Genomic DNA, 25,634 nt, shown 5'->3' on the forward strand with positions numbered 1-25,634 from the left:
TCTGACACTGCATCAGAAAATCTCTTCCCTCGGCCGCTCCACTGCGGCATCCTGCGCCCATGGAGACGGAGCTGAGCAAGAGACTGGGCATCGAGCACGCCATCTTCGGCTTCACCCCCTTCCCCGCGGTCGCCGCCGCCATCAGCCGGGCCGGGGGCCTCGGTGTCCTGGGCGCGGTCCGCTACACCTCGCCCGGGGACCTCGCCCGGGACCTTGACTGGATGCAGGAGCACACCGGCGGCAGACCGTACGGACTGGATGTCGTGATGCCGGCCAGGAAGGTCGAGGGCGTCACCGAGGCCGACGTCGAGGCCATGATCCCCGAAGGGCACCGCCGCTTCGTCGAACAACTCCTCGCCGAACACGATGTACCCCCGCTGCCCTCCGGTGAGGCGTCCGGCTGGCGGATCACGGGCTGGATGGAACACGTCGCCCGCGGCCAGCTCGACGTCGCCTTCGACTATCCGATCAAGCTCCTCGCCAACGCCCTCGGCTCCCCGCCCCCCGACGTCGTCGATCGCGCCCACGGCCACGGAGTGCTCGTCGCGGCCCTCGCCGGCAGCGCCGCGCACGCCCGCCGTCACGCCGAGGCGGGCATCGACATCGTCGTCGCGCAGGGCTACGAGGCGGGCGGCCACACCGGTGAGATCGCCTCGATGGTGCTCACCCCCGAAGTCGTCGACGCCGTCGGCCCGCTGCCGGTGCTCGCCGCCGGAGGCATCGGCAGCGGCGAGCAGATCGCCGCCGGACTGGCCCTGGGCGCCCAGGGCGTCTGGCTCGGCTCGGTCTGGCTCACCACCACCGAGGCCGACCTCCACTCCCGCGCGCTCACCGCGAAACTGCTCGCCGCGGGATCCGGCGACACCGTCCGCTCCCGCGCCCTCACCGGCAAACCTGCACGCCAGCTGCGCACCGAGTGGACCGACGCCTGGGACGACCCGGACGGGCCCGGCACCCTGCCCATGCCCCTCCAGGGCCTGCTCGTCGCCGAAGCCGTCTCCCGCATCCAGAGGTACGGGACCGAACCGCTCCTCGGCACACCCGTCGGGCAGATCGTCGGCCGGATGAACTCGGAGCGGAGCGTCCGGCAGGTGTTCGACGAGCTCACCCGCGGATTCGAACGTGCCGTGGACCGCGTCCAACGCATCGCCGGAAGGAGCGCATCATGAGCGAACGGCCGCCGGGGGCACCGCTGACCGACACCCCGGGAGGCTTCTGGGCCCAGGCCGGCGCCGATCCGGATCGGACCGTGCTGATCGCCCCCGGAGGCGAGGAATGGACCGCGGGACGTCTGCACGAGGACGTCAACCGCCTCGTGCACGGGCTGCGCGCGGCGGGGATGCGGCGGGGCGACGCCTTCGCCGTCGTACTGCCCAACGGCGTGGAGTTCCTCACCGCCTACCTCGCCGCCTCCCAGGCGGGCTTCTACCTCGTACCCGTCAACCACCATCTGGTCGGCCCGGAGATCGCCTGGATCGTCGCCGACTCCGGTGCCGAAGTCCTCATCGCGCACGCACGCTTCGGCGCCGCGGCGACCGCCGCCGCGGAGGAGGCGGGGCTGCCCGCGGACCGCCGCTACGCCGTCGGGGAGGTGGACGGCTTCCGCCCCTACGCCGCGCTGCTGGACGGACAGCCGGCGACGCCGCCGGGGGACCGCACCCTCGGCTGGGTCATGAACTACACCTCCGGCACCACCGGCCGGCCCCGGGGCATCCGCCGTCCGCTGCCCGGCAGGCCACCGGAGGAGACGCACCTCGGGGGGTTCCTCGGCATCTTCGGCATCAGGCCCTTCGACGACAACGTCCACCTCGTGTGCTCGCCGCTCTACCACACGGCCGTGCTCCAGTTCGCGGGAGCGTCACTGCACATCGGCCACCGCCTGGTGCTGATGGACAAGTGGACGCCCGAGGAGATGCTGCGGCTCATCGACACCCATGCCTGCACCCACACCCATATGGTCCCGACCCACTTCCACCGGCTGCTCGCGCTGCCCGAGGAGGTCCGTGCCCGGTACGACGTCGGCTCCATGCGGCACGCCATCCACGGCGCCGCACCCTGCCCCGACCACGTGAAGCGGGCGATGATCGACTGGTGGGGGCACTGCGTCGAGGAGTACTACGCGGCGAGCGAGGGCGGCGGTGCCTTCGCCACCGCCGAGGACTGGCTCAAGAAGCCCGGCACGGTCGGGCGGGCCTGGCCCATCAGTGAACTCGCCGTCTTCGACGACCACGGAAACCGGCTGTCACCCGGTGAACTCGGCACCGTCTACATGAGGATGTCCACCGGGGGCTTCAGCTACCACAAGGACGAGGCCAAGACCCGGGGGAACCGCATCGGCGACTTCTTCACGGTCGGCGACCTCGGTATCCTCGACGAGGACGGCTACCTCTTCCTGCGCGACCGCAAGATCGACATGATCATCTCGGGCGGCGTCAACATCTACCCCGCCGAGATCGAGTCCGTGCTCCTCGGCCATCCGGCCGTCGCCGACGCCGCCGTCTTCGGCGTCCCGCACGCCGACCGGGGCGAGGAGGTCAAGGCCGTCGTCGAGCCGACCGAGGGCCACACCCCCGGCCCCGGCCTCGCCACCGAGCTCCTCGCCCACTGCGAGGAGCGTCTCGCGGGCTACAAACGGCCCAGGAGCGTGGACTTCACCGCCGCCATGCCCCGCGACCCCAACGGCAAGCTCTACAAGCGCCGGCTGCGCGAACCGTACTGGGAGGGGCAGGAGCGCCCGGTGTGACGGCCTGTGGGCTCCCGCCCCGCGGTGCCCGGCCCGGCTCAGGACGTGGTCCCGGTGCGGCGGGGCGGGATCCGAGCCCCGCACGGGAGCCCGCCCGCCGCGGTCCCGTCGGGGGTACGGGGGCTCCGGGGACTCCGGGGGGTCCGGGGACCGCCCCGTACCCCCCGGACCCCGTACCCCGGCCCCGTGGTCCCGTGGTCCCGTTGGCCCACCAGGCCGCGCGGGCCGCCCGGCCTCCTGGCAGCGTGGCGCGCATGAAGACCGGCACGAAGGCGCTGGGCGCGCAGTGGACCACCTGGGTGCCGGTGGCCGCCGCGCTGGCGCTCGTCGTCGGCTGGGGCCGGCACCTTCCGGGCTTCGCCGTGACCGTGGTGGGACTGTGCCTCGTCGGTGCCGTGCTGGCCGCGGTCCACCATGCCGAGGTCGTCGCGCACCGGGTCGGCGAGCCGTTCGGCTCGATCGTCCTCGCCGTCGCGGTGACCGTCATCGAGGTCGGACTCATCGTCACCCTGATGGCGGGCGGCGGGGACAAGGCATCCACCTACGCCAGGGACACCGTCTTCGCGGCGGTGATGATCACATGCAACGGGATCGTCGGACTGTCGCTGCTCGTCACCGCCCTGCGCAAGCGGATCGCCGTCTTCCACGCCGAGGGCTCGGGTGGGGCGCTGGCCACCGTGTGCACCCTCGCGACCATGACACTGGTGCTGCCGAGTTTCACCACCGGCCGCCCGGGCGGCGAGTTCACCACGGCCCAGCTGGCATTCGCCGCGATCGCCTCGCTCTGCCTCTACGCCATCTTCATCGCCGTGCAGACCGTCCGGCACCGCGACTACTTCCTGCCCGTCGAACGTGAAGGGCGGGGGAGCGACCCCGACGAGCACGCCCCACCGCCGGGGGTGCGCCAGACCTGGTGGAGCGTCGCGCTGCTGTTCGTGGCGCTCGTGGCCGTCGTGGGCGACGCCAAACTCGTCTCACCGACCATCGAGGGCGGAGTGGCATCGGCCGGACTGCCCAACTCCGTCGTCGGCGTCGTCATCGCCCTGATGGTGCTGATGCCCGAGACCCTCGCCGCCGTTCGCGCCGCCCGCCGGGACCGCATGCAGACCAGTCTGAATCTCGCCTACGGCTCCGCCATCGCCAGCATCGGGCTGACCGTCCCGGCGATCGCCCTCGCCTCGATCTGGCTGCCCGGTGCGCTGATCCTCGGAATCGACGCCACCCACCTGGTGCTGCTCACCCTCACCGCCGTGGTCAGTGCCCTGACCGTGGTCCCCGGCCGGGCCACCCTGCTCCAGGGCTTCGTCCACCTCGTGCTGTTCGCCGCCTTCGTCCTGCTGTCGTTCAGCCCCTGACGACGGGCGGGGCGACGGTCCGACCCGGACCGCCGTCGGCACCGGCGAGGTCGCTTCTGCCGGCGCCGGGCCCACGCTCCCCGATCCAGCCGGCGGTCGGATGATCCGGCAAGACGGCCTAACCGCCGGGCGGGAACGGCTGAGCCTGCTGTGGGGGGACACCGGCCGGAATCGCACCCGACCGGATCACCTGCTCCAGGCCGCGCAGCGTCCGCTCGGCCTCCCGGCGCACCTGAGCGGGCACATCACCGCGTTCGGTGACGAGCCGGTCGTAGATCGGCGCCTCTTGCCACACAGCCAACCAGCCCTTTCCGCAGACAAGTTCCACCTCCGGTTCCGGAGGCGGCTGCCGAGCTTAGCCGGTGCCCGGCGGCGCGCCGAAACCGGCCCGTGGAACCGCCCGTCCGCCGAACCGGCCCGTCCGTCGAACGGCCCGTCCCTGTGCGCCGGGGGGCTTCGGCCCCGGGCACCGGGTCAGCGGCGCCGGGAGGCGAAGGCCGCGGTCGAGGTGTCGTCCAGGTCCACGCAGCAGCCGTAGCCCCAGTAGACGTAGTAGTGCGGGGTGGCGAGCCGGCGGCGGCACTCGACGCACTGCACCTGTTGGTGGGGGTTGGCGCGGATCACGGCGGTGTCCTTGAGCGCGAACACCGCCCGGGTGGCATCGAGACCGTGTTCCTCGATTCCCTGCTTGACGAACTCGAACGCCCCGTAGATGTGGCCGGAAGGGCACTTGATCCGGTTGGAGTAGGCGGATCCGCACGCCTCGGCCCCGAGTTCCGCCGTGATCCGGGCCATCTCCTCGTCGGACACCGGCTCCAGGCCGAGTTGCTTCATCCGGTTGGGGGTCCAGTACCAGGCGTTCACGGCGTCGAACTGGGACCGGGTCAGATAGAAGGTCGCCGTACGGCCGCTGCGCACGGTCTCCTTCACAGCGTCCACGACAGCGGTGTCGTCGGCCGCCATCACGGCTCTTCCGCCCTTGACGACCGACTCGATACCGGCCAGTGAGGATGTGTCCACGGCGTATCCCTCCGCGGGACGGACAGGCCCGGGTGGCCTGTGGCAGGAGGCTTCCGCAGTGATGGTCCGTCCGGCGCGGGTGGACCGCAAAGCGTGGCGGGCGTTCGGGTGGACCGGGCGAGGGTGGTGGGGTGCGCGGCGCGGGTCCTCGCGACGCGGGCAGGGGCGCGAGGTCCACGCCGTCTGGGCGGTGGGGCGCGAGTGGGCGGCAGCCGGCCCTGCGCTGTCTCCGGGCCGGTCCTCAAGAGCCGGTCAGGTCGACCGAAGGTCGACGATCCGCTTGATCTTGCCGACGGATCGCTCCAGCGTCTCCGGATCGACCACCTCGACCGCGACGGACACGCCGACCCCGTCCTTGACCGCCGCCGCGATGCCCACGGCCGCGGCCTCGCGCTGCTCAGTCGACACGCCCTCGCGCGCCTCGGCCCGGACGGTGAGCGCGTCCATCCGGCCCTCCCGCGTCAGGCGCAGCTGGAAGTGCGGGGCGACACCGGGCGTGCGGAGCACGATCTCCTCGATCTGGGTCGGGAAGAGGTTCACCCCACGCAGGATGATCATGTCGTCGCTGCGCCCGGTGACCTTCTCCATCCTCCGGAACACCCGGGCCGTCCCCGGCAGCAGCCTCGTCAGATCCCGCGTCCGGTACCGGATCACGGGCATGGCCTCCTTGGTGAGCGAGGTGAAGACCAGCTCGCCCTCCTCGCCGTCCGGAAGCACCTCGCCCGTGAGGGGGTCCACGACCTCCGGATAGAAGTGGTCCTCCCAGATGTGCAGACCGTCCTTGGTCTCCACGCACTCCTGGGCCACGCCCGGCCCCATCACCTCCGACAGCCCGTAGATGTCGACCGCGTCGATCGCGAACCGCTCCTCGATCTCCCGCCGCATCTCCTCGGTCCACGGCTCCGCGCCGAATATCCCCACCTTCAGAGAGGTGGAGCGCGGATCGACGCCCTGCCGCTCGAACTCGTCCAGCAGCGTCAGCATGTACGACGGGGTCACCATGATGATCTCGGGCCGGAAGTCCTGGATCAGCTGCACCTGCCGGGCCGTCATCCCGCCCGAGGCCGGGATCACCGTGCAGCCGAGGCGCTCGGCGCCGTAGTGCGCGCCGAGCCCGCCCGTGAACAGGCCGTACCCGTACGCCACATGGACCTTGTGCCCCGGCCTGCCGCCGGCCGCGCGGATGGAGCGGGCCACCACGTCCGCCCAGGTGTCCAGGTCCCGGTCGGTGTACCCGACCACCGTGGGCCGTCCGGTCGTGCCGCTTGAGGCGTGGATGCGGCGCACCCGCGACTGCTCCACGGCGAACATCCCGAACGGGTAGTTGTCGCGCAGGTCCGCCTTGGTGGTGAAGGGGAAGCGGGCCAGGTCCGCGAGGGAGCGGCAGTCCTCGGGCCGCAGCCCGGCCTTGTCGAACGCCTCCCGGTAGAAGCCGACGTTGTCGTACGCGTGGCACAGGGCCGACCCCAGCCGTTCGAGCTGCAGGGCCCGCAGCTCGTCACGGCCGAGGCGCTCACCGGCGTCCAGCAGGTCCTCCGTCGGGTCCGTCAGGTCCGTCCGATCCGTCATACGGATGACTCCCGTGTCACTCGCAAACCGGGCGACCGATCATTCGGTCGACGTGTCCGGGATCAGTAACCCAGTCACCCCGGCCGGGCGTCAAGACATGGGTGCGGCCAGGCCGGCTCCGTCGGGCGCGCGGCGCACCCTGGGCTGCCCGATCCGTTGGCGGGATCGCCGGCGCCCGGAGAGGATCACCGTATGCCGACCTTCAGCGCCCACGACGGCACGGGGCTCGCCTACCACGCCGAGGGCGAGGGCGAGCCGCTGGTCTGCCTGCCCGGCGGTCCGATGCGCGCCTCCGCGTACCTCGGCGACCTCGGCGGCCTGGCGGCCCACCGCGGGCTCGTACGGCTCGATCTGCGCGGCACCGGCGACTCCGCGGTCCCCGGCGACGACGCGACGTACCGCTGCGACCGGCTCGTCGACGACGTCGAGGCGCTCCGCGAGCACCTCGGGCTCGATCGCGCCGACGTCCTCGCCCACTCGGCGGGCGGCAACCTCGCCCTGCTGTACGCGGCGGCGCACCCCGGACGGGTGCGCTCACTGACCCTCGTCACCCCCGGCACCCGCGCCCTCGGCATCGAGGCCACCGCGGAGGACTGGCGCGGCGCGGTCGCGCTGCGCCGGGGCGAACCCTGGTACGAGGCGGGCCGCTCGGCCTGGGAGGCGTTCCTCGGCGGGGCGGAGCTCGACGACCTCTGGCCGGACATCGTGCCCTTCATGTACGGCCGCTGGGACGCCGCCGCCCGGGAGCACGCGGCGGACGACGCGCACCAGACGAACCCGCACGCGCGCGGTGGCTACTACGCCGAAGGCGCGTTCGACCCGGGCGCCACGCGGAAGGCGCTCGCCGCACTGGAGGTGCCCGTCCTCGTCCTCGCCGGGGAGTACGACGGCGGGCCGACCCCCGCCCGGGCACGCGAGATCGCCGCGCTGTTCCCGCACGGTACGGCGGCCGTGCAGTCCGGCGCCGGCCACTATCCGTGGCTCGACGACCCCGGTGCCTTCCGCCGTACCGTCGCCGCCTTCCTGGAGGCCGGACGACCGCCGTGAAGCTCTGCTGTCGGCCGGCTTAAGAAGATCTCGATGGACTGAACGCCCTGGGCTCGGCAGATTGGTGCGCATCACCGCCGGCCGGGTCGTCATGCCTGGTCAACCCTCGCCACGCCTGGAGCCGCACTCATGAAGGCACTCGTCAAGCAGCACGCCGAGCCCGGGCTGTGGCTCATGGACGTCCCCGAGCCCGACCACGGTCCCGGCGACGTGCTGATCAAGGTTCTGCGCACCGGCATCTGCGGGACCGATCTGCACATCCGCTCCTGGGACGGCTGGGCGCAGCAGGCGATCTCCACGCCGCTCGTGGCCGGCCACGAGTTCGTCGGAGAGGTCGCCGCCGTCGGCACGGACGTCGAGGACGTGGCCGTCGGCGACCTGGTCAGCGGCGAGGGCCATCTCGTCTGCGGAAAGTGCCGCAACTGCCTGGCCGGCCGCCGCCATCTGTGCCGCAGCACGGTCGGGCTCGGCGTCGGCCGCGACGGTGCGTTCGCCGAGTACGTCTCCCTGCCCGCGTCGAACGTCTGGGTCCACCGCACCCATGTCGACCTCGACGTCGCCGCGATCTTCGACCCGTTCGGCAACGCGGTGCACACGGCGCTGTCGTTCCCGCTCGTCGGCGAGGACGTCCTCATCACCGGCGCGGGCCCGATCGGCGTCATGGCGGCGGCCGTCGCCCGTCACGCCGGCGCCCGCAACGTCGTGATCACCGATGTGAGCGAGCCCCGTCTGGAACTGGCCCGCAAGGTGGGTGCCACGCTGGCCGTCAACGTCGCCGAGACCGGCATCGCCGAGGCACAGCGCTCGCTGGGGCTGAAGGAGGGCTTCGACGTCGGCCTGGAGATGTCCGGCCGTCCCGAGGCCGTCCGCGACATGATCGACAACATGACGCACGGCGGCCGGATCGCGATGCTCGGCCTGCCCGCGCAGGACTTCGCCGTCGACTGGTCGAAGATCGTCACCTCGATGATCACGATCAAGGGCATCTACGGCCGCGAGATGTTCGAGACCTGGTACGCGATGACGGTCCTGCTGGAGGGCGGGCTCGACCTCAGCCCCGTGATCACCGGCAGTTACGGCTACCAGGACTTCGAGGCCGCCTTCGACGAGGCCGCCACCGCCCGCAGCGGCAAGATCATCCTCGACTGGACCGCCTGAGCCCCGGCCCGGCGCACGCGCCGGGCCGCAAGGCGTCCTCCGCCACCCGCCCGCAGCCACACCCCAAGGGAGCACCCCGCATGTACGCCTCCGTGCGCGACGACCTCCGCGCCACCCTCGACGAGATCCGCGCCGCCGGCCTCCACAAGCCCGAGCGGGTCATCGGCACCCCCCAGTCGGCCTCGGTGGCCGTCACCGCCGGCGGCGCCCCCGGAGAGGTCCTGAACTTCTGCGCCAACAACTACCTCGGACTCGCCGATCATCCCGAGGTCGTCGCCGCCGGCAAGGAAGCCCTCGACCGCTGGGGCTACGGCATGGCCTCCGTCCGCTTCATCTGCGGCACCCAGGAGGTCCACAAGGAGCTCGAGCGGCGCCTGTCCGCGTTCCTCGGCCAGGAGGACACGATCCTCTACTCCTCCTGCTTCGACGCCAACGGCGGCGTATTCGAGACCCTCCTCGGCCCGGAGGACGCCGTCATCTCCGACGCGCTCAACCACGCCAGCATCATCGACGGCATCCGCTTGTCGAAGGCCGCCCGCTTCCGCTACGCCAACCGCGACATGGCCGAGCTGGAGGCCCGCCTCAAGGAGGCGGCCGACGGCGGCGCCCGCCGCAAGCTGATCGTCACCGACGGCGTCTTCTCCATGGACGGCTACGTCGCGCCGCTGAACGAGATCTGCGACCTGGCCGACCGGTACGACGCGATGGTCATGGTCGACGACTCGCACGCCGTCGGCTTCGTCGGCCCCGGCGGCCGCGGCACCCCCGAGCTGCACGGCGTCATGGACCGCGTCGACATCATCACCGGCACCCTCGGCAAGGCCCTCGGCGGAGCCTCCGGCGGCTACGTCGCGGCCCGCGCCGAGATCGTCGAGCTGCTGCGCCAGCGCTCCCGCCCGTACCTGTTCTCCAACTCCCTCGCCCCGGTCATCGCCGCCGCCTCCCTCAAGGTCCTCGACCTGCTGGAGTCGGCCGGCGACCTGCGCGGGAAGCTCGCCGCCAACACCGCGCTCTTCCGCCGCCGGATGAGCGAGGAGGGCTTCGAGATCCTGCCCGGCGACCACGCGATCGCCCCCGTCATGATCGGCGACGCCGCCGAGGCCGGGCGCATGGCCGAGCTGCTGCTGGAGCGCGGCGTCTATGTGATCGGCTTCTCGTACCCGGTCGTCCCCATGGGCCAGGCCCGCATCCGGGTGCAGCTCTCCGCAGCGCACTCGGCCGAGGACGTGGAACGGGCCGTGGGGGCGTTCGTCGACGCCCGGGCGACAATGGCGGGGTGATCGACCCTCGCAGGCTCCGCATTCTGCGTGCCGTGGCGGACCACCGTACGGTGACCGCCGCGGCCGCGGCGCTGTATCTGACCCCGTCGGCCGTCTCCCAGCAGCTCGCCGCGCTGGAGCAGGAGACCGGCCACACCCTGCTCATCCGCAGCGGGCGGGGCGTGACGCTGACGACGGCGGGCGAGATCCTGCTCGGCCACGCCCACGCCGTGCTCTCCCAGCTGGAACGGGCGGAGGCGGAACTCGCGGCATACGCGGGCGGCGCGGCCGGTGAGGTCACCGTCGCCTCCTTCGCCACCGGGATCGCCGAGGTCCTCGCTCCGGCCATCGGACGGCTCGCCCAGGACAACCCGGGGATCCGGGTGCGCGTCCGCGACGCCGAGGGCGACGAGAGCCTGCCCATGGTCCTGGACGGGGAGGCCGACCTCGCCCTGGCCGTGGAGTACCGGGGTGCCCCGCGTGAGGACGACCGTCGCCTCGCGCGCGTCCCGCTCTACGCGGAGCCCTTCGACGCCGTACTGCGGTGCGGCCACCCGCTCGCGGATCGCGGCCAGGTGGAGCTCGCCGCCCTCGCGGACAGTGACTGGATCGGCCAGTACCCCGGCAACCCCTGCCATGACGTGATGCTCCTGGCCTGCGAACTCGCCGGATTCCAGCCGCGCCTCACCCACTCGTCCGACGACTTCCGGGCCGTGGTGGCCCTGGCCGGCGCGGGCGCCGGAGTGGCCCTCGTACCCCGCTCGGCCCTGCGCGGCATGGAGCTGAAGGACACCGTGGTCCTTCCCGTCGCCGGCCCGGCCGCCACCCGGCGCGTCTTCGCGGCGGTCCGGCGCGGCGCCGAGAGCCATCCGCTGCTCAGCCCGGTCCTGGAGGCCCTGGCACGCGCTGCGGCGGGTCTCTCCACCGGCTGACCGTCCGCCGGGCTCGGGCCCGGGGCGGCGTCACCCCTGCCGGGCCGGCGCCGGCGGCCGGTACCGGAACGGCGTCGTCGTGCCCAGCGCGGTGAATCCCAGCCGTTCCAGGATCGGCCGGCTCGACGGCAGCGCGTCCACCTGGAGGTAGCGGTGGCCCCGCTCGGCCGCGATGCGTGCGCGGAAGGCCACCGAGGCCCGGTACAGACCGCGGCCGCGCCACTCCGGTACCGTGCCTCCGCTCCACAGACCGGCGAAGTCCCGGCCGGGGGCCAGCTCCAGCCGCGAGGAGCCGACCGGTTCCCCGTCCACGGTCGCCACCACGGCCACCACCGTCCGCCGCTCCGACGGCAGCTGCGCCAGCAGGTGCTCCCGCAGCCAGGAGCCGTCCGCGCCGAACGCCCGCGCGTAACCGCGCACCGCGAGCTCCACCCCGGCCGCGTCCGTCACCTCGTGGAGCGTCACCCCCGCGGGGAGCTCCACCTCGAGGTCCCGGAGGGCGCCGACCGGGGCGGCCATCAGCGTCTCGGTCGGCTCCCGTACGAACCCGGCGGCGAGCAGCCGGTCCGCCAGGTCGGCCGGCCGGTCGTGTCCGTACAGCTTCCACTCGAAATCCCGCCCGAGGGAGGCGAAGTGGTGCACCTGCTCCGCGACGGCCACGTCGGCCGTCGCCCCGTCCAGGTCCGACCAGAGGACCCCGTCCCAGCCGCCGTCGTGCCCGGCGGTCTGCCGGACCACCCCGCCCACGTGCTCGACCCGTGCACCCGGTCCGTCCGCCACCGCGCCCCGCCGCATCTGCCGGTCGTGCAGCGCGAGTACCGCCTCATGATGACCCATCCGGCCAGTCCAGCACCGGGGCGGGGCTGCGGCAACGGAGTTTCACCGGTACCGGAGGGCGGTGGTCGCCTCGCGGGCCGGGTTCAGGCGCCCTGCACCAGCCGGTCCACCGCCGCCGTACCGGAGGCGTACGGCAGTGCGTGGGCCGGGTCCGCCTGGGCGGGCATGGGCATGGGGCCGGGATGCCGGCCGGCCGGCACCAGGGCCTGGCCGGGCACCGGGGCCGGGCCGGACGTGTGGGGCGTCCCGTACAGCGTCCGCTCCAGCCCCGCCACCAGCCGCTGGACGTCCGGCTGCGGTCGCACCACGAGCCGCAGGTACCTGCTGGAGCTGCCGATCTTGTTGCCGCACTCCCGCACCAGCACCCCGTGCTCCTCCAGCAGCCGGTCCCGCAGCAGCGCGCCGTCCGCCCCCTCCGGGAGCCGCACGTACACGAAGTTGCCCTGCGACGGGTACACCGTGAGCCCGGGCAACCTGCTCAGCTGCCAGATCATCTCCTGGCGGTCGCGCTGTACCAGCCGCAGACTGTGCGCATACTCCAGCCGGTGCTCCTTCAGCATGAACACCACGGTCTCCGCGAAGGAGTTGAGGTTCCACTTGGGCAGGGCCGCCCGCACCCGCCCGGCGAGCCCCGGGTTGGCGACGAGATAGCCGAAGCGCACCCCGTGGAGCCCGAAGTTCTTGCCCAGGCTCCTCAGTACGATCGTGTTGGGCCGCAGCACCGCGTCGCCGACGACACTGGCGTCCGCCTCGGCGTCGGCGAACTCCAGGAACGACTCGTCCACGACGACCAGGTCCAGGTCCTGGAGCTGGTCGAGCAGGGCGAGGACGGCGTGCCGCGGCAGCAGACCGCCGTCCGGGTTGTTCGGATTGCAGATGACGGCGGTGCGGGAGCCGCGCGAGCGGACGAAGTCGACGAACGACGCCGGATCGAGCACGAAACCGTGCGACTCGGGCAGCGGGAACATGTCCACGCGCTTGCCCGTCTCCATCGGCTGGTCCGTCCAGCGGCCGAACGTCGGCACCGGCACCGCCAGCGACTCGCGCACCAGCAGATGGTCGATCCAGGTGATCAGTTCGGTGGAGCCGTTGCCCATGGCCACGGTCTGCGGATTGAGCCCCAGCACCGAGCACAGCTCCGCGGTGATGGTGTCCGCGCTGCTGGGGTAGTAGGTGAGGATATCCCGCAGTCGGTCACCCAGTTCCTCGAACATCCCGGGTGTCGGGAAGTACGGGTTGCAGGGGATGCAGAAGTCGGTGATCGGCTGCTGGTCACCGGTCGCCCGGCTCAGGGCGGCGTACGACGGGCTGTGCGCCGTGGACGTGCGGAAGAGCTCGGTGACGTTGCTGCCGGCTTCGGCCATGGGGTTCCTCCGGAGGTGGCTCGCTGCTCCCTGCCGGGGAATACGTACGGTCGCGCGACCGTGCTCAACGCGAGTGGCCGACGAGGTTCCCGGGACGGGCGGGACGGGCGCCGCCCCTGACCGTGGGCGGTTCGCCCTCGCCGGGCCCCGTGGGGCGTCCGGCGAGGGCTCACGGCGTCCCGGTGCCGCCGGCCGCCGCGGCGACCGCCCGTGCCCAGCGGTAGTCCGCCTTGCCGCTCGGAGAGCGCTGGATGGCCGGGGCGAGGACCAGCTGCCGCGGGATCTTGTACCCCGCCAGCCGGCTGCGGCAGTGCGCCTGGAGGGACCCCAGGTCCAGCGCGGGCGCCCCCTCCCGCAGTTGTACGACAGCGGCCACGTGGTTGCCCCACTTGGCGTCGGGAACCCCGGCCACCAGCGCGTCGTAGACGTCCGGATGGGCCTTCAGCGCCTGCTCGACCTCCTCCGGATAGACCTTCTCCCCACCGGTGTTGATGCACTGGGAGCCCCGTCCCAGCACGGTGACCACGCCCTCCTCGTCCACCGTGGCCATGTCGCCGAGCAGCACCCAGCGCTCGCCGTCCCGGCCGAAGAAGGTCTCGGCGGTCTTGGCCGGGTCGTTGTAGTAGCCGAGCGGTACATGGCCGCGTTGGGCGATGCGGCCCGGCTCGCCCACCGCGACCGGCTCGCGGGTGACCGGGTCGACCACCTGAGTACGGTGGTTGACCCGCAGCCGGAACCCGTTCTCCGGACCCGAGTCCTCCGTGGCGGTGCCGTTGAAGCCGGACTCCGAGGAGCCGAAGTTGTCCAGGAGCATCACATGCGGTGCCAGTGCCTTGAACTGCTCCCGCACCGTCTCGGACATGATCGCGCCGGAGGACGACACGCTGAACAACGACGAGAGGTCCGTGCCCTTCAGCGGGCCGTTCAGGGCGTCGACCAGCGGTCGCAGCATCGCGTCGCCCACCAGCGACACCGACGTCACCCGCTCCCGCTCGATCGTGCGCAGCACCTCCTCCGGCACGTACTTGCGGTGCAGCACCACCCGCTGGCCGAAGCCGAAGCCGATGAACGACGTGAGTGTCGACGTGCCGTGCATCAGCGGGGGAGTGGGGAAGAAGGTGATGCCGTCGCCGCCGGAGGCGACACGCTCCGCCAGTTCCTCCGGGCGCTTCACCGGCTCACCGGTCGGCGCTCCACCGCCGAGCCCGGCGAAGAAGAGGTCCTCCTGGCGCCACATCACACCCTTGGGCATCCCGGTCGTGCCGCCGGTGTAGATGATGAACTGGTCGTCCGCCGAGCGCGCCCCGAAGCCGCGCTCCGGCGAGCCGGATGCCTCGGCGTCCGTGAACGCGGTGCAGTCCAGGGCCGGCGCGTCCGGCTCCGGTGCGCCGACGCGCACGAGGTGCCGCAGCTTCTCCGTCCGCGGCAGTGCTGCCGCCACCCGCCCGGTGAACTCGGCGTCGAAGACGAGTGCCGCGAGATCGGCGTCGCGGTAGAGGTAGACCAGTTCCTCCTCGACGTAGCGGTAGTTCACGTTGACGGGGACGACGCGTGCCTTGAGGCAGCCGAGGACCGTCTGCAGGTACTCGACGCCGTTGTAGAGGTGCAGCCCGAGGTGCTCCCCGGGCTCAAGCCCGGCGTCGGCGAGGTGGTGGGCGATCCGGTTCGCCGCCGCGTCGAGCTGCGCGTAGGTGAGCCGGCGCTCCGCCCCCGTTCCGGGGCGGTCGACGTAGACGAGGGCCTCGCGGTCCGGCACCACGTCGACGACCGACTCGAACAGGTCGGCAAGGTTGTACTCCACCGTTCCTCCTGACCCCGGCCAGTACGGCGCAACCGCCTCGGAGCGGTCATTAGAGCGCCGCCGCCCACAACTGGGAAGGGCTACCGCAGAAGTAATCTGACTGCCTGTCAGAAAACTATTGAACTGTTCCTCCGGCTCCTGCAACCTGTTCTGGGTCTTGCGACGGGAGGACGGTCATGACGGGTACGGAACACCTCACCGTGCTGCGCGAAGGCGCGACCCTGGTGCTCACGCTGAACAGACCGGAGGCCAGGAACGCGCTGTCGCTGCCCATGCTGGTCGGTCTGTACGACGCCTGGCTGGAGGCGGACGCGGACGACGACGTCCGCTCGGTCGTCCTGACCGGCGCGGGCGGCTCGTTCTGTGCCGGAATGGACCTCAAGGCCCTGGCCGGGAAGGGCATGGAGGGCGAGGAGTACCGCGACCGGCTCCGGGCCGACCCCGATCTCCACTGGAAGGCCATGCTCCGACACCACCGCCCCCGCAAGCCGGTCGTCGCCGCGGTCGAGGGGCCCTGCGTCGCAGGCGGCACCGAGATCCTCCAGGGCACGGACGTCCGGGTGGCCGCGGAGAGCGCCGTGTTCGGGCTGTTCGAAGTCCGCAGAGGACTCTTCCCCATCGGCGGCTCGACCGTGCGGCTCCAGCGTCAGATCCCGCGCACCCACGCCCTCGAGATGCTGCTCACCGGCCGCCCCTACACCGCCGCCGAGGCGGAGCGCATCGGACTCGTCGGCAGCGTCGTCCCCGACGGCACGGCGCTTGAGCGGGCCCTCGAGATCGCCGGGCGGATCAACGCCTGCGGGCCGCTCGCCGTGGAGGCGGTGAAGGCGTCCGTCTACGAGACCGCCGAGATGACGGAGGCCGACGGGCTCGCGGCCGAACTGAAGCGCGGCTGGCCGGTCTTCGACACCGCCGACGCGAAGGAGGGCGCCCGCGCCTTCGCCGAGAGGCGCGACCCCGTGTACCGCCGAGCCTGACCGCCCGGCCTGCCGCCCGACCGCCCGGCCTCGCCGTCCCGCAGCCGCGACGGCCCGAGCCCCCACCGGCCGAAGGTCCGCGCGGGAGCGCCGCGGCACCCCGGGGGACCCCCGGGGCCTCCCTACGCAACCGGCAGAAGGAGTCCCATGACCGCCACCCCCGCACCCCGGGTGCCTCCCGCACCGGAGGTGCTGCGCGCCCCGTTCGCCGTCGAGTTCCCCTTCACCCGCTCCCTCGGCCCCGTGCAGTCGTCCTTCCTCACCGGTCTGCGCGAGCGCATCGTGCTCGGTGTGAGGACCACCGGCGACCGGGTCCTGGTCCCGCCCGTGGAGTACGACCCCGAGACCGCCGAGGAGATAGGCGAACTCGTCGAGGTCGGCACCGCCGGCACCGTCACCACCTGGGCCTGGAACCCGGAACCGCGCCCGGGCCAACCCCTCGCCACCCCCTTCGCCTGGGTACTGGTGAGGCTCGACGGCGCCGACACGGCCCTCCTCCACGCCCTCGACGCGCCCGGCCCCGACGCCGTGCGCACCGGAATGCGGGTCCGCGTCCGCTGGGCCGCCGAGCGTGCGGGAGCCATCACGGACATCGCCTGCTTCGAGCCGTACGAGGACCGCGGCCAGGGGGACCCGACCCCGGCGACAGCCGGGACCGAGGGGCGCGCCGTGACCGGACCCCGCCCCCACAGCGGGGAGTTCGACGACCCCGTCACCGGTGTCGTCGCCCCGGCCCGACTCGACTACACCTACACGCCCGGGCGTGCCCAGACCCGCTTCATCAACGCCCTCGCGGAGCGCCGCACCACCGGCGAGCGCTGCCCCTCCTGCCGCAAGGTCTACGTACCGCCGAGGGGAGCCTGCCCGACGTGCGGCATCGCCACCTCCGAACAGGTCGAGGTCGGTCCCCGCGGCACCGTCACCACGTTCTGCATCGTCAACATCAAGGCGAAGAACCTCGACATCGACGTCCCGTACGTGTACGCGCACATCGCCCTCGACGGTGCCGGCCTCGCGCTCCACGGCCGCATCGGGGGCATTCCCTACGACCGGGTGCGCATGGGCCTGCGCGTCGAACCGGTGTGGACCGAGGGCGGCCGGCACCCCGACCACTACCGGCCCACCGGCGAACCCGACGCGGACTACGACACCTACAAGGAGCTGCTGTAGCCATGCGAGACGTCGCGATCGTCGCCTTCTCCCAGACCGACCACGTACCCGGCAGCGAGGAGTCGTCCGAGGTCGAGATGCTCATGCCGGTGCTCCACGACGTCCTCGGACGAACCGGGCTGCGCACCGGCGACATCGGCTTCACCTGTTCCGGCTCCTCCGACTACCTCGCCGGCCGGGCGTTCTCCTTCACGATGGCGCTCGACGGCGTGGGTGCCTGGCCGCCCATCGCCGAGTCGCACGTGGAGACGGACGGCGCCTGGGCGCTGTACGAGGCCTGGGTCGCGCTCCTCACCGGCGAGGCGGACACGGCCCTCGTCTACTCGTGGGGCAAGTCCTCGCCCGGCTCCGTCCGCGACGTCCTCTCCCGCCAGCTCGACCCCTACTACCTCGCCCCGCTCTGGCCCGACTCGGTGGCCCTCGCCGCCCTGCAGGCCCAGGCGCTCGTCGACGCGGGGGAGACGGACGAGCCGGCCCTGGCCGCGATCGCGGCACGCAGCAGGACCGACGCCGCGGACAACCCGCACGCCCAGCTCCGCGGGGCCCGCGCGCAGGGCGACTACGTCGTACGGCCCCTGCGCACCGGCGACTGCCCGCCCGTCGGCGACGGCGCGGCCGCGGTGGTCCTCGCCGCCGGGGACAGGGCACGGGACCTGTGCGACCGCCCCGCCTGGATCCGGGGCATGGACCACCGCATCGAACCGCACTCCCTCGGGGTGCGCGATCTCACCGACTCGCCCTCGACCCGGCAGGCCGCCGAACGGGCCGGAGCGTTCGAGCGATCCGTGGACACCGCCGAACTGCACGCCCCGTTCACCTCCCAGGAGGTCGTGCTGCGCAAGGCGCTGCGCCTCGACGGGTCCGTGCGGATCAACGCCTCGGGCGGTGCCCTCGCGGCCAACCCCGTCATGGCGGCGGGCCTGATCCGCATCGGCGAGGCCGCCGCCGCCGTCCACCGGGGCGCCTCGGACCGCGCCCTCGCCCACGCCACCTCCGGCCCCTGCCTGCAGCAGAACCTGGTCGCCGTCCTCGAAGGAGAGCAGCATGTCCGCTGAGGAACCCGTGGCCGTCGTCGGCGTCGGCCAGACCAAGCACGTCGCGGCCCGCCGCGATGTGTCGATCGCCGGGCTGGTCCGTGAGGCCGCACGGCGGGCCCTCGACGACGCCGGACTCGGCTGGGCCGACGTCGACGCCGTCGTGATCGGCAAGGCCCCCGACTTCTTCGAGGGCGTGATGATGCCGGAGCTGTACCTGGCCGACGCCCTCGGCGCCGTCGGCAAGCCGATGCTGCGCGTGCACACGGCGGGCTCGGTGGGCGGGTCGACGGCGCTGGTCGCCGCCAACCTGGTGGCGGCTCGTGTCCACCGCACGGTCCTCACCCTCGCCTTCGAAAAACAGTCCGAATCGAACGCGATGTGGGGGCTGTCGCTGCCCGTCCCGTTCCAGCAGCCGCTCCTCGCCGGCGCGGGCGGGTTCTTCGCCCCGCACGTACGCGCGTACATGCGCCGCAGCGGCGCACCCGACACGGTGGGCTCCCTGGTCGCGTACAAGGACCGCCGCAACGCGCTGAAGAACCCGTACGCCCACCTCCACGAGCACGGCATCACCCTGGAGAAGGTGCAGTCCTCGCCGATGCTCTGGGACCCGATCCGCTACTCGGAGACCTGCCCGTCCTCCGACGGCGCCTGTGCGATGGTCCTCACCGACCGGGCCGGAGCCGCCCGTTCGCCGCACCGCCCGGCCTGGGTGCACGGCGGCGCGATGCGCAGCGAACCGACGCTGTTCGCGGGAAAGGACTTCGTGTCCCCGCAGGCCGGCAAGGACTGCGCGGCCGACGTCTACCGGCAGGCGGGCATCACCGACCCGCGCCGCGAGATCGACGCCGTGGAGATGTACGTGCCCTTCTCCTGGTACGAGCCGATGTGGCTGGAGAACCTGGGCTTCGCGGCCGAGGGCGAGGGCTGGAAGCTCACCGAGTCCGGTGTCACGGAACTGGACGGCGACCTGCCGGTGAACCCGTCCGGCGGGGTGCTGTCCACCAACCCCATCGGTGCCTCCGGGATGATCCGCTTCGCCGAGGCGGCCCTCCAGGTTCGCGGCCGGGCCGGCGAGCACCAGGTGGAGGGGGCACGGAAGGCCCTCGGCCACGCCTACGGCGGCGGCTCGCAGTTCTTCTCCATGTGGCTGGTGGGAGCCGAACCCCCGGCGACCTGAACTCCGTGGGCCCGGTGGGCGCGGATGTCCGGGAGAACGCGGGCGGGCGGCGGCTGCGCACCGGGGCCGGGAACACGGCGGCGGGCCCCCGAGCGGCCCCGGCCGGCTTCCCGGAGGCGGCCGCGAGTCCTCCCGCGGCGGCCTGTCCGCGACCGGCCCCGATCGCTACGCTGACCCCGGACGACGAACCGGGAGGAGTAGGGACGTGGCCGAGAGCATCACCGCGGAGCAGCCGCTTTCGGGTTGGGACAAGCCGGAGCTCGACCTCAGCCAGGCGGACTGGCAGTCGGGGAGCCAGGGGGCGGGTGACGTCCAGATCGCCTTCGTCGAGGGCTTCATCGCCATGAGGAACGGCGGCCGCCCCGGCGGCCCGTCACTGATCTTCACCCCGGCCGAGTGGCGCGCCTTCGTCATGAACGCCCGGCACGGGGAGTTCGACCTCACCTGACGTGCCTCCGGCGGCGGCCCGGGTGCGAGGCGCACGGGGCCGCCGGCCCGGACGTCGGCCTTCGAACGAGAGGTGGGTGCCCCGAGAATCCTTGGGTTCCTGATCTTCGGGTTGTGCCCGTGGCGGATCGTCTCGATGGGACAGGGGAGAGCCCCTAGGCTGACGATCATGAGCCCAGAACGTGACCTCGGCCGTCTGCTGACCGGCATGCGTCCCGAACTGAACCTCGGCCGGTACGTCTTCACCACCGTCACCGCTGCGCCGCCGCCCGGCCTCACCCCCGTGGTCACCGTCGCCGAGGACGAGGGCCTGACCCTCGTCGTACGCGAGGAGGAGGCCGACGCCGCCGGGCTGGCCCACGACTACGTCGCCGGCTGGATCACCCTGCGCGTGCACTCCGCACTCGACGCCGTCGGCCTCACCGCCGCCGTCGCCACCGCCCTGGCCGACGCGGGCATCAGCTGCAACGTCGTGGCCGGCCACCACCACGACCATCTGTTCGTCCCGTACGAACGCGCGGACGAGGCCGTCACCCTGCTGCACGAGCTGGCGGGGCGCGCCGGCTGAGCCCGCCGGGCCCGGCCGTCCGGCCCGTTCCGGCGTGTCGCGCCGCCGAGCTCCCGCTCGGCGGCACGGCCCGCGGGACACGTACCATGTCGGCATGTCCTTCCTCCGCCGCCGCAGCGCCTCCACTCCCGCGGGCCCGGACTTCGACGTCCTGGCCATGGACCCGGGGGACTGGCCCGGCAACCTCGGCGCCGGGCTGCTGCCCGCGCCCGACGGCAGCTGCCAGGGAGTCTTCCTGCGCTACGACCTCTTCGGCGGCCGGGGTCCCGCGATGATCATCGGCAATCTGCCGGAGGGATCGCCCGCCCGAGAGGTCGCCGAAGGACAGCCCCCCTTCGAGGTCGCCCAGCTGCTCGCGGCACTGGAGAACGACGAGGAGGTCACGGTCGTCGGCACCGAGGACGTCCCCGTGATGCAGGGCGACAACCTGCTGATCGTGCGCAGGGTCAAGCTCTCCGAGGGCCGGATCTCCTGCGTGCAGTTCGACCGCAGCGACAACGTCCTCGTCACCATCGCCAGCTGGGACCGGCCGATCACCGACGATCTGTACGCCCTCCTCAAGCCGCTGCCCGCGGAACTCTTCCAGCAGGGCTGAATCCTCCGGGCACCCCCGCCGGGAGCGCGCGGACGGGCCGCACCCCGGCGGCGTCCGGGCCCGCCGGTGCCGGTGAACCCGATCCGGGTCGGGTCGTGCCCTCGTGCCCGCGCCCTGGCGCCGCCGGCCCCGGTCCCCAGCCTCCCACCGCCGCCCCACGACAGTCCGTCCGCCTCGGAGGTCGGCGGCAGGCGACGTGCCCGGGCGGACACGACCCGCCCGGGCACCGGGGTCAGAGCCGCACGGCACCCGCCGCCGCGCCGCTGTGCGATCCCGTGCCGGTGCCCACCGGGGACCCCGATCCCGCACCCGTCCGGAGCAGTCCGACGACCCTCGCCGCCGACATACCCAGAGCCAGGGGTCCGTCGAGACGCAACGCCGAGCCCGCGCCCGACCGTACGTCCGCAGCCCCGTAACGGCGCGCCTTCCGGTGCCAGTTCAGGATGCCCACGAGCCAGTCCTCCAGTTCCCGCACATAGGAGTCCAGTGCCGCCCGGCCCCGGGAGTCCAGCGCGAACCGCTCGTGCAGCAGCGGGAGTTCGTGCTCCTTGATGTGCAGGAACTGACTCAGCCGCGACCGCATCAGATCGTCCACGATCGCGACGGCAGCCCCGTAGTCGCAGCCGAAGAAGTTCTGCACCACCAGGACGCCGTTGTGCACCTCGCCCTCGACCTCGATCTCCTTGTGGTACGAGAAGAGGTCATTGAGCAGACAGGCGTAGTCCGACGCCGCGAGTTCCAGGCTCCGCATCGTCCCCGTGCCGTGGATCTCCGGCGGCAGCTCCCCCTCGTGCCGCAGCCGGCACAGCATCATCGTGAGGTCCGATCCGAAGGTGCTGCGCCGCATCTCCATGTAGTCCACGGGGTCGGGCACCCGGTGCTGCGCCTGGTTGTGCAGCTCCCACAGCCAGCTCTCCAGCATCACGTCCAGCGCACGGCGCAGCCCCGCCCGCGACTCGGGGCCCATCGGCCCCGCCGTCCGCGCCCAGAGGTCCGCGAGCGACCGCTCCATCGGGCTCCGCGCGACCGCCGCGCCCGACCCCGGGTCGTCGAGCGGCATACAGGCCGTCAGCCGGTCCGTGCACGCCTTCGCGCCGAGAAGGTCCCGGGGGCGGCCGAACACCAGCGGGTAGTAGTCGTCCCCGTACGTGCCCCAGGTCAGCCACTCCGTGCTGAGCTCCAGTTCCTCGGGCGTGGCGTCAGGGTCGATGCCGGCCGCGCACAGGGCGAAGTCGAAGCCGGTCAGCATCTCCTCGTCCCAGATGTCCCCGAGCAGCCCCATCCGCTTCGCCCAGGCGACCGACCTGGTCGTCGCCTCCTGGTGGTGCGGGCTGAGCACGAGGGGGAACGGGCAGTCGAACTCGGGCAGCAGCGACGGCCCCGTCGGCCGGTGCGGCACGTGCGTCAGTCCGCGCAGCCGGGATGCCGCCGGCCGGCCGAACAGCGCCCGGACATCGCGGGCAGACGTCCCGAGCACCCCGTCGAAGAGCGAAGGCCCCGCCACCGCGCCCTTGTTCATGTAGCGGCTGGAACGCAGATGCCACTCGTGTCCGCCCGACTGCCAGTCCTGCAGACCCTTGGTGTACGCGGCGACCGCCGCGCACTGCGCCGGGTCGAGCCCGTTCTCCACGCAGAGCGCCGGGACCTCGGTGAGCGCGGTGTTCTCGAACTGCTGCAGGCGTGACGTCAGCAGGTCGTTGACCGCGTCGGCCGCCTCCTGGGTGGAGCAGCCGAGGAACGTCTCCAGCACCAGCACGCCGTTGCTGTTCTCGCCCTCGTCGCCGACCTCCCGCTCGTACGAGAACAGGTCGTTGCGCAGATGAACCCCGTCGGAGAACGCGTCCCTCAGCACTCGCATCGGCCGCGAGCCGGCGATCCGCTCGGGGACCTCCGCGCCCGCCGCGAACTCGACGAGCCCCGCCGACCACGGCGCGCCGCCGACCTTGCGCCGCATCTCGATGTACTCGACCGGGTTGGCGATCCGGCCCCGGTTGATGTTGTGCAGCTCCCACAGCGACTCGTTGAGCAGATGCTCCGTCGCCTCGGCGAACCGGGCCCGCCACGCCGCGGACATGCTCGGCACCGTCCGCGCCCACAGGTCGGCGAGTCCCGCCTCCACCTGGTTGGTCGGCTCCGGGACGCCCTGCTCGGGATCCGGCGGCATGAACGCGGGCAGCCGGTCCAGATAGGCCTTGCCGCCCGCCGTGTCGCCCGAGCGTTTGTAGACCTCCAGGAAGTGGTCGTCGAAGAAGAACACCCACACGTACCAGTCGGTGACGAGCGAGAGCACCTCCGCCGAGCAGTCCGGATGGGTGTAGGCGCACAACAGTGCGTAGTCGTGCGCCTCGAGGTCCTCGAGCTCCCAGATCCCCGACCCCTCCAGCATCCCCATGCGGCGCGCCCAGGTGCGGGTGTGCCGCCGTGCCGCGTCGACATGGGGGTTGAGACGGGCCGGATGAGGGACGTAGAAATCCGGCAGTTCGAAGGGCTGTGCCATACGTGCCCGGCCTTTCGGTGTGCGTCCGCGCGCGAGCCGCGCGGACCGGTCGGCGTACGGGCGAGCCCTACCCGCCGCCTTTCCGGGCCACGCGGTCCCGATGATCACCCGTCCGGATGAACCGGCCGTGAGCCGGGGCCCGCCGGCGGACCGCTAACGGCGCACGACCCGCACGTCGGAGGCCTTCACGAAGGCGACCCGGTGCCCGAACTGGATCTTGTGGTAGCGCTCGGTGCCGCGCACCACGGTGTGTTTCGACGTGTCGAACGTCGTCGCCCAGTAGTACTCGCCCGGCGTGCTGCCACCGGTCACGTACCTCTGCCCCGCGAGCAGCTTGTACGGCAGCGGCGTCACCGTCTGCACCGGCACGCCCGCCGGGTACGCCGTCGGCTCGGGATAGGCGCGGCCGTACACCGGAACCTCCGCCAGGCCCTCGCGCGGGGTGACCAGTGCGGCCCGCGCGCCCACCGCGGTCGGCCGGGTGCGCGGGTTGTGGAACCAGGCCTTCTGGCCCAGGTACCAGATGGCCGTCCAGTCACCGCGGCGCTCCGCCACGGCGTACTGCTGCCCCGTCGTGGCCCGTGCGCCGGTGTCGTTGACACCGGTCGTCGACTCGCCGCCGCCCGGGCGCAGTCCGGCGTCCTTCACCAGCGGCGCCGAGTCGTCCGGCGCGGTGTGCAGCCGAACCGCAGCCGAACCGTGCGGAGCGCAGGTGTCGCCCGCCTTGGCGCAGCCCGTGTACACCGGCTGGTGCCGGTCGTAGTCGGGACGGATCGTCACCGCGGACGCGCCCGCACCCGCCGTCGGTACGAACGGCCGTCCCAGCAGCGCGAAGTAGTGCGCCCAGTCCCAGAACGGACCCGGGTCGGTGTGCATCCCCGGGATGGTGGAGGGCAGCGTGCCCGGCACGTTGTCGTGCCCGATGATGTGCTGCCGGTCCAGCGGGATGTCGTACCGCTTGGCGAGGTGGCGCACCAGCCGGGCGGAGCTGCGGTACATCGCCTCCGTGTACCAGGCGTCGGGACTGACGAGGAATCCTTCGTGCTCCAGCCCGACCGACTTGGCGTTGACGTACCAGTTGCCGGCGTGCCAGCCGATGTCCTTCAGCCGCAGGTGCTGGGCGACATGACCGTCCGACGAGCGCAACGAGTACTGCCAGGACACGTACTCCGGGTCCTGGACCAGGCGGAGTGTGGTGTCCCAGGTCGCCTCGGTGTCATGGATGACGATGTACTCGACCGACTGCGAGGCGGGCCGGTCCGCCTTGTCGTGGTTGCCGTAGTCGCCCTCGCCGAACTGCTCGTACGGTGCGGGGATCCACTCGCACGCCACGGTCACCGGACACTCCGTGAGCGACCGGTCCGCGGTGCGCAGTCCCAGCCGGGCCAGGCCCGACTTGTCGGGACGCAGCCCCTCGTCGGCCCGCAGGGACACCCGCTGCCCGCTGTCCGTGGTGCGCCGCTGGCCGGTGCGGATGACGTCGAACACGTCGTCGGCGTACGTCGCCGCGGTCGCCGTGTCGTCGGCGCCCGAGAACCGGGCGACCGCCGCGTACCAGTCCGCCGCGCCGCCGCCGGGCGCCCGGCCCAGCTCCCGCTGGGCGTCGGCGAGCAGCGCCGCACCGCCCCGTACGTTCGCGGCCGCGTTCGTGCGCAGGCGTTCGGCGGGGATGCCGGTGAGGTCCGCGGCCCGCTCCAGGGTCCGCAGCCGGGCCGGCAGCACGGAGCGCTTCGCCGGCGTGGTGCCGTCGCCCGCCCGGGGGCTGCGGGCCGCGTCGCCACGGGCGTCCTCCGCGCCGTGCGAATGGTGAGGGGCCTCTGCCAGGGCCGTCGCGGCGTCCGTGAGGTGCATCGGCCCGTAACCGCCCGTGACACTCGGGGCGCCGCCGTGCCCGTCCCAGCGCGACTGGAGGTAGGACACGCCGAGCAGCACGCTCTGCGGTACCCGGTACTCGGCGGCGGCGTCGGCGAAGGCGCGTTGGAGTTCGTCGGAGGGCGCGCCCGGCTCCGCGACGGCGGACGGAGCGGCCGAGGCCAGGGTCAGCAGCAGCGCCGCGACCACCGCCCCCCGCCTGCGAGCTT

22 protein-coding genes are annotated in these 25,634 nt (G+C 72.6%); 14 read left to right on the forward strand and 8 right to left on the reverse strand.

Annotated elements, in window-relative coordinates; translation table 11 throughout:
• Positions 1–59 precede the first annotated feature (59 nt).
• From AB0J10_RS20475 to AB0J10_RS20485, 3 genes are all read left to right on the forward strand, one after another.
• A complete protein-coding gene (locus AB0J10_RS20475) occupies positions 60–1,169 on the forward strand; it encodes a nitronate monooxygenase family protein (RefSeq protein WP_363063515.1) in 1,110 nt (369 codons plus the stop codon).
• Positions 1,166–2,743, forward strand: a complete 1,578-nt coding sequence (locus AB0J10_RS20480; protein ID WP_363063516.1) for an acyl-CoA synthetase — start codon at positions 1,166–1,168, stop codon at positions 2,741–2,743. Before AB0J10_RS20475 ends, AB0J10_RS20480 begins: the two co-directional genes overlap by 4 nt.
• 254 nt (positions 2,744–2,997) lie before the next feature.
• Positions 2,998–4,098 (forward strand): ionic transporter y4hA, encoded by a 1,101-nt coding sequence (locus AB0J10_RS20485; RefSeq protein WP_363063518.1) that lies wholly within the window; start codon positions 2,998–3,000, stop codon positions 4,096–4,098.
• Positions 4,099–4,216: 118 nt separating this feature from the next.
• Here AB0J10_RS20485 and AB0J10_RS20490 read toward each other — a convergent pair whose 3' ends face one another.
• From AB0J10_RS20490 to paaK, 3 genes are all read right to left on the reverse strand, one after another.
• A complete protein-coding gene (locus AB0J10_RS20490; RefSeq protein ID WP_363063667.1) occupies positions 4,217–4,399 on the reverse strand; it encodes a hypothetical protein in 183 nt (60 codons plus the stop codon).
• Positions 4,400–4,572: 173 nt separating this feature from the next.
• On the reverse strand, positions 4,573–5,118 hold the full coding sequence (locus tag AB0J10_RS20495; protein WP_363063520.1) for a hypothetical protein: 546 nt from the start codon (positions 5,116–5,118) through the stop codon (positions 4,573–4,575).
• A gap of 252 nt (positions 5,119–5,370) precedes the next feature.
• A complete protein-coding gene (gene paaK, locus AB0J10_RS20500; protein ID WP_363063522.1) occupies positions 5,371–6,687 on the reverse strand; it encodes a phenylacetate--CoA ligase PaaK in 1,317 nt (438 codons plus the stop codon).
• Between the two features lie 192 nt (positions 6,688–6,879).
• On the opposite strand from paaK, the gene AB0J10_RS20505 reads away from it, so the two are divergent.
• The 4 genes from AB0J10_RS20505 (at position 6,880) to AB0J10_RS20520 (ending at position 11,083) form a co-directional block, all read left to right on the forward strand.
• Positions 6,880–7,734 (forward strand): alpha/beta hydrolase, encoded by an 855-nt coding sequence (locus AB0J10_RS20505; RefSeq protein WP_363063524.1) that lies wholly within the window; start codon positions 6,880–6,882, stop codon positions 7,732–7,734.
• Positions 7,735–7,863: 129 nt separating this feature from the next.
• On the forward strand, positions 7,864–8,892 hold the full coding sequence (tdh, locus tag AB0J10_RS20510) for an L-threonine 3-dehydrogenase (protein WP_363063526.1): 1,029 nt from the start codon (positions 7,864–7,866) through the stop codon (positions 8,890–8,892).
• 80 nt (positions 8,893–8,972) lie between these two features.
• On the forward strand, positions 8,973–10,172 hold the full coding sequence (locus AB0J10_RS20515; RefSeq protein WP_363063528.1) for a glycine C-acetyltransferase: 1,200 nt from the start codon (positions 8,973–8,975) through the stop codon (positions 10,170–10,172).
• Entirely contained in the window at positions 10,169–11,083 is a 915-nt protein-coding gene (locus AB0J10_RS20520) for a LysR family transcriptional regulator (protein WP_363063530.1), read from the forward strand. Before AB0J10_RS20515 ends, AB0J10_RS20520 begins: the two co-directional genes overlap by 4 nt.
• Positions 11,084–11,113: 30 nt before the next feature.
• Here the strand turns inward: AB0J10_RS20520 and AB0J10_RS20525 are convergent, their stop codons facing one another.
• The 3 genes from AB0J10_RS20525 to AB0J10_RS20535 all read right to left on the reverse strand — a co-directional run bounded on the left by AB0J10_RS20525 (position 11,114) and on the right by AB0J10_RS20535 (position 15,085).
• Positions 11,114–11,920, reverse strand: a complete 807-nt coding sequence (locus AB0J10_RS20525) for a GNAT family N-acetyltransferase (protein WP_363063532.1) — start codon at positions 11,918–11,920, stop codon at positions 11,114–11,116.
• An 83-nt stretch (positions 11,921–12,003) separates the two neighbouring features.
• Complete coding sequence (locus AB0J10_RS20530) at positions 12,004–13,284, reverse strand: histidinol-phosphate transaminase (protein ID WP_363063534.1); 1,281 nt, start codon at positions 13,282–13,284, stop codon at positions 12,004–12,006.
• A gap of 169 nt (positions 13,285–13,453) precedes the next feature.
• The gene (locus AB0J10_RS20535) at positions 13,454–15,085 is read right to left on the reverse strand and encodes an acyl-CoA synthetase (protein ID WP_363063536.1); all 1,632 of its coding nucleotides are present in this window, start codon (positions 15,083–15,085) and stop codon (positions 13,454–13,456) included.
• Positions 15,086–15,261: 176 nt separating this feature from the next.
• Here AB0J10_RS20535 and AB0J10_RS20540 point away from each other — a divergent pair, with 176 nt between their 5' ends.
• From AB0J10_RS20540 to AB0J10_RS20570, 7 genes are all read left to right on the forward strand, one after another.
• Positions 15,262–16,062: a crotonase/enoyl-CoA hydratase family protein gene (locus tag AB0J10_RS20540; RefSeq protein WP_363063538.1), complete on the forward strand. Its 801-nt coding sequence runs from the start codon at positions 15,262–15,264 to the stop codon at positions 16,060–16,062.
• Positions 16,063–16,209: 147 nt separating this feature from the next.
• Positions 16,210–17,232 carry an OB-fold domain-containing protein gene (locus AB0J10_RS20545; RefSeq protein WP_363063540.1) on the forward strand — a complete coding sequence of 341 codons (1,023 nt, stop codon included), beginning with the start codon at positions 16,210–16,212 and terminating at the stop codon, positions 17,230–17,232.
• 2 nt (positions 17,233–17,234) lie between these two features.
• A complete protein-coding gene (locus AB0J10_RS20550; protein WP_363063542.1) occupies positions 17,235–18,287 on the forward strand; it encodes a thiolase domain-containing protein in 1,053 nt (350 codons plus the stop codon).
• On the forward strand, positions 18,277–19,446 hold the full coding sequence (locus AB0J10_RS20555; RefSeq protein WP_363063544.1) for a thiolase domain-containing protein: 1,170 nt from the start codon (positions 18,277–18,279) through the stop codon (positions 19,444–19,446). The genes AB0J10_RS20550 and AB0J10_RS20555 overlap by 11 nt, the downstream gene beginning before the upstream one ends.
• A 205-nt stretch (positions 19,447–19,651) precedes the next feature.
• Complete coding sequence (locus tag AB0J10_RS20560; protein WP_363063546.1) at positions 19,652–19,894, forward strand: DUF397 domain-containing protein; 243 nt, start codon at positions 19,652–19,654, stop codon at positions 19,892–19,894.
• A 168-nt stretch (positions 19,895–20,062) separates the two neighbouring features.
• The gene (locus AB0J10_RS20565; protein WP_363063549.1) at positions 20,063–20,461 is read left to right on the forward strand and encodes an ACT domain-containing protein; all 399 of its coding nucleotides are present in this window, start codon (positions 20,063–20,065) and stop codon (positions 20,459–20,461) included.
• A 94-nt stretch (positions 20,462–20,555) separates the two neighbouring features.
• On the forward strand, positions 20,556–21,056 hold the full coding sequence (locus AB0J10_RS20570; RefSeq protein ID WP_363063551.1) for a hypothetical protein: 501 nt from the start codon (positions 20,556–20,558) through the stop codon (positions 21,054–21,056).
• A 232-nt stretch (positions 21,057–21,288) separates the two neighbouring features.
• Here AB0J10_RS20570 and AB0J10_RS20575 read toward each other — a convergent pair whose 3' ends face one another.
• Both AB0J10_RS20575 and AB0J10_RS20580 read right to left on the reverse strand, forming a co-directional pair.
• Positions 21,289–23,553, reverse strand: a complete 2,265-nt coding sequence (locus AB0J10_RS20575; protein ID WP_363063553.1) for a terpene synthase family protein — start codon at positions 23,551–23,553, stop codon at positions 21,289–21,291.
• A gap of 153 nt (positions 23,554–23,706) precedes the next feature.
• Entirely contained in the window at positions 23,707–25,614 is a 1,908-nt protein-coding gene (locus tag AB0J10_RS20580; protein WP_363063555.1) for an N-acetylmuramoyl-L-alanine amidase, read from the reverse strand.
• Between the last annotated feature and the right edge of the window lie 20 nt (positions 25,615–25,634).

Source organism: Streptomyces sp. NPDC049887 (assembly GCF_040656535.1).
Classification (GTDB): domain Bacteria; phylum Actinomycetota; class Actinomycetes; order Streptomycetales; family Streptomycetaceae; genus Streptomyces.

Coding starts and splice junctions, on each gene's coding strand:
- paaK (WP_363063522.1), bottom strand. CDS start 6,687: ATGACGGATCGGACGGACCTGACGGACCCGACGGAGGACCTGCTGGAC.
- AB0J10_RS20550 (WP_363063542.1), top strand. CDS start 17,235: ATGCGAGACGTCGCGATCGTCGCCTTCTCCCAGACCGACCACGTACCC.
- AB0J10_RS20555 (WP_363063544.1), top strand. CDS start 18,277: ATGTCCGCTGAGGAACCCGTGGCCGTCGTCGGCGTCGGCCAGACCAAG.
- AB0J10_RS20570 (WP_363063551.1), top strand. CDS start 20,556: ATGTCCTTCCTCCGCCGCCGCAGCGCCTCCACTCCCGCGGGCCCGGAC.
- AB0J10_RS20565 (WP_363063549.1), top strand. CDS start 20,063: ATGAGCCCAGAACGTGACCTCGGCCGTCTGCTGACCGGCATGCGTCCC.
- AB0J10_RS20525 (WP_363063532.1), bottom strand. CDS start 11,920: ATGGGTCATCATGAGGCGGTACTCGCGCTGCACGACCGGCAGATGCGG.
- AB0J10_RS20485 (WP_363063518.1), top strand. CDS start 2,998: ATGAAGACCGGCACGAAGGCGCTGGGCGCGCAGTGGACCACCTGGGTG.
- AB0J10_RS20505 (WP_363063524.1), top strand. CDS start 6,880: ATGCCGACCTTCAGCGCCCACGACGGCACGGGGCTCGCCTACCACGCC.
- AB0J10_RS20480 (WP_363063516.1), top strand. CDS start 1,166: ATGAGCGAACGGCCGCCGGGGGCACCGCTGACCGACACCCCGGGAGGC.
- tdh (WP_363063526.1), top strand. CDS start 7,864: ATGAAGGCACTCGTCAAGCAGCACGCCGAGCCCGGGCTGTGGCTCATG.
- AB0J10_RS20515 (WP_363063528.1), top strand. CDS start 8,973: ATGTACGCCTCCGTGCGCGACGACCTCCGCGCCACCCTCGACGAGATC.
- AB0J10_RS20540 (WP_363063538.1), top strand. CDS start 15,262: ATGACGGGTACGGAACACCTCACCGTGCTGCGCGAAGGCGCGACCCTG.
- AB0J10_RS20530 (WP_363063534.1), bottom strand. CDS start 13,284: ATGGCCGAAGCCGGCAGCAACGTCACCGAGCTCTTCCGCACGTCCACG.
- AB0J10_RS20545 (WP_363063540.1), top strand. CDS start 16,210: ATGACCGCCACCCCCGCACCCCGGGTGCCTCCCGCACCGGAGGTGCTG.
- AB0J10_RS20575 (WP_363063553.1), bottom strand. CDS start 23,553: ATGGCACAGCCCTTCGAACTGCCGGATTTCTACGTCCCTCATCCGGCC.
- AB0J10_RS20475 (WP_363063515.1), top strand. CDS start 60: ATGGAGACGGAGCTGAGCAAGAGACTGGGCATCGAGCACGCCATCTTC.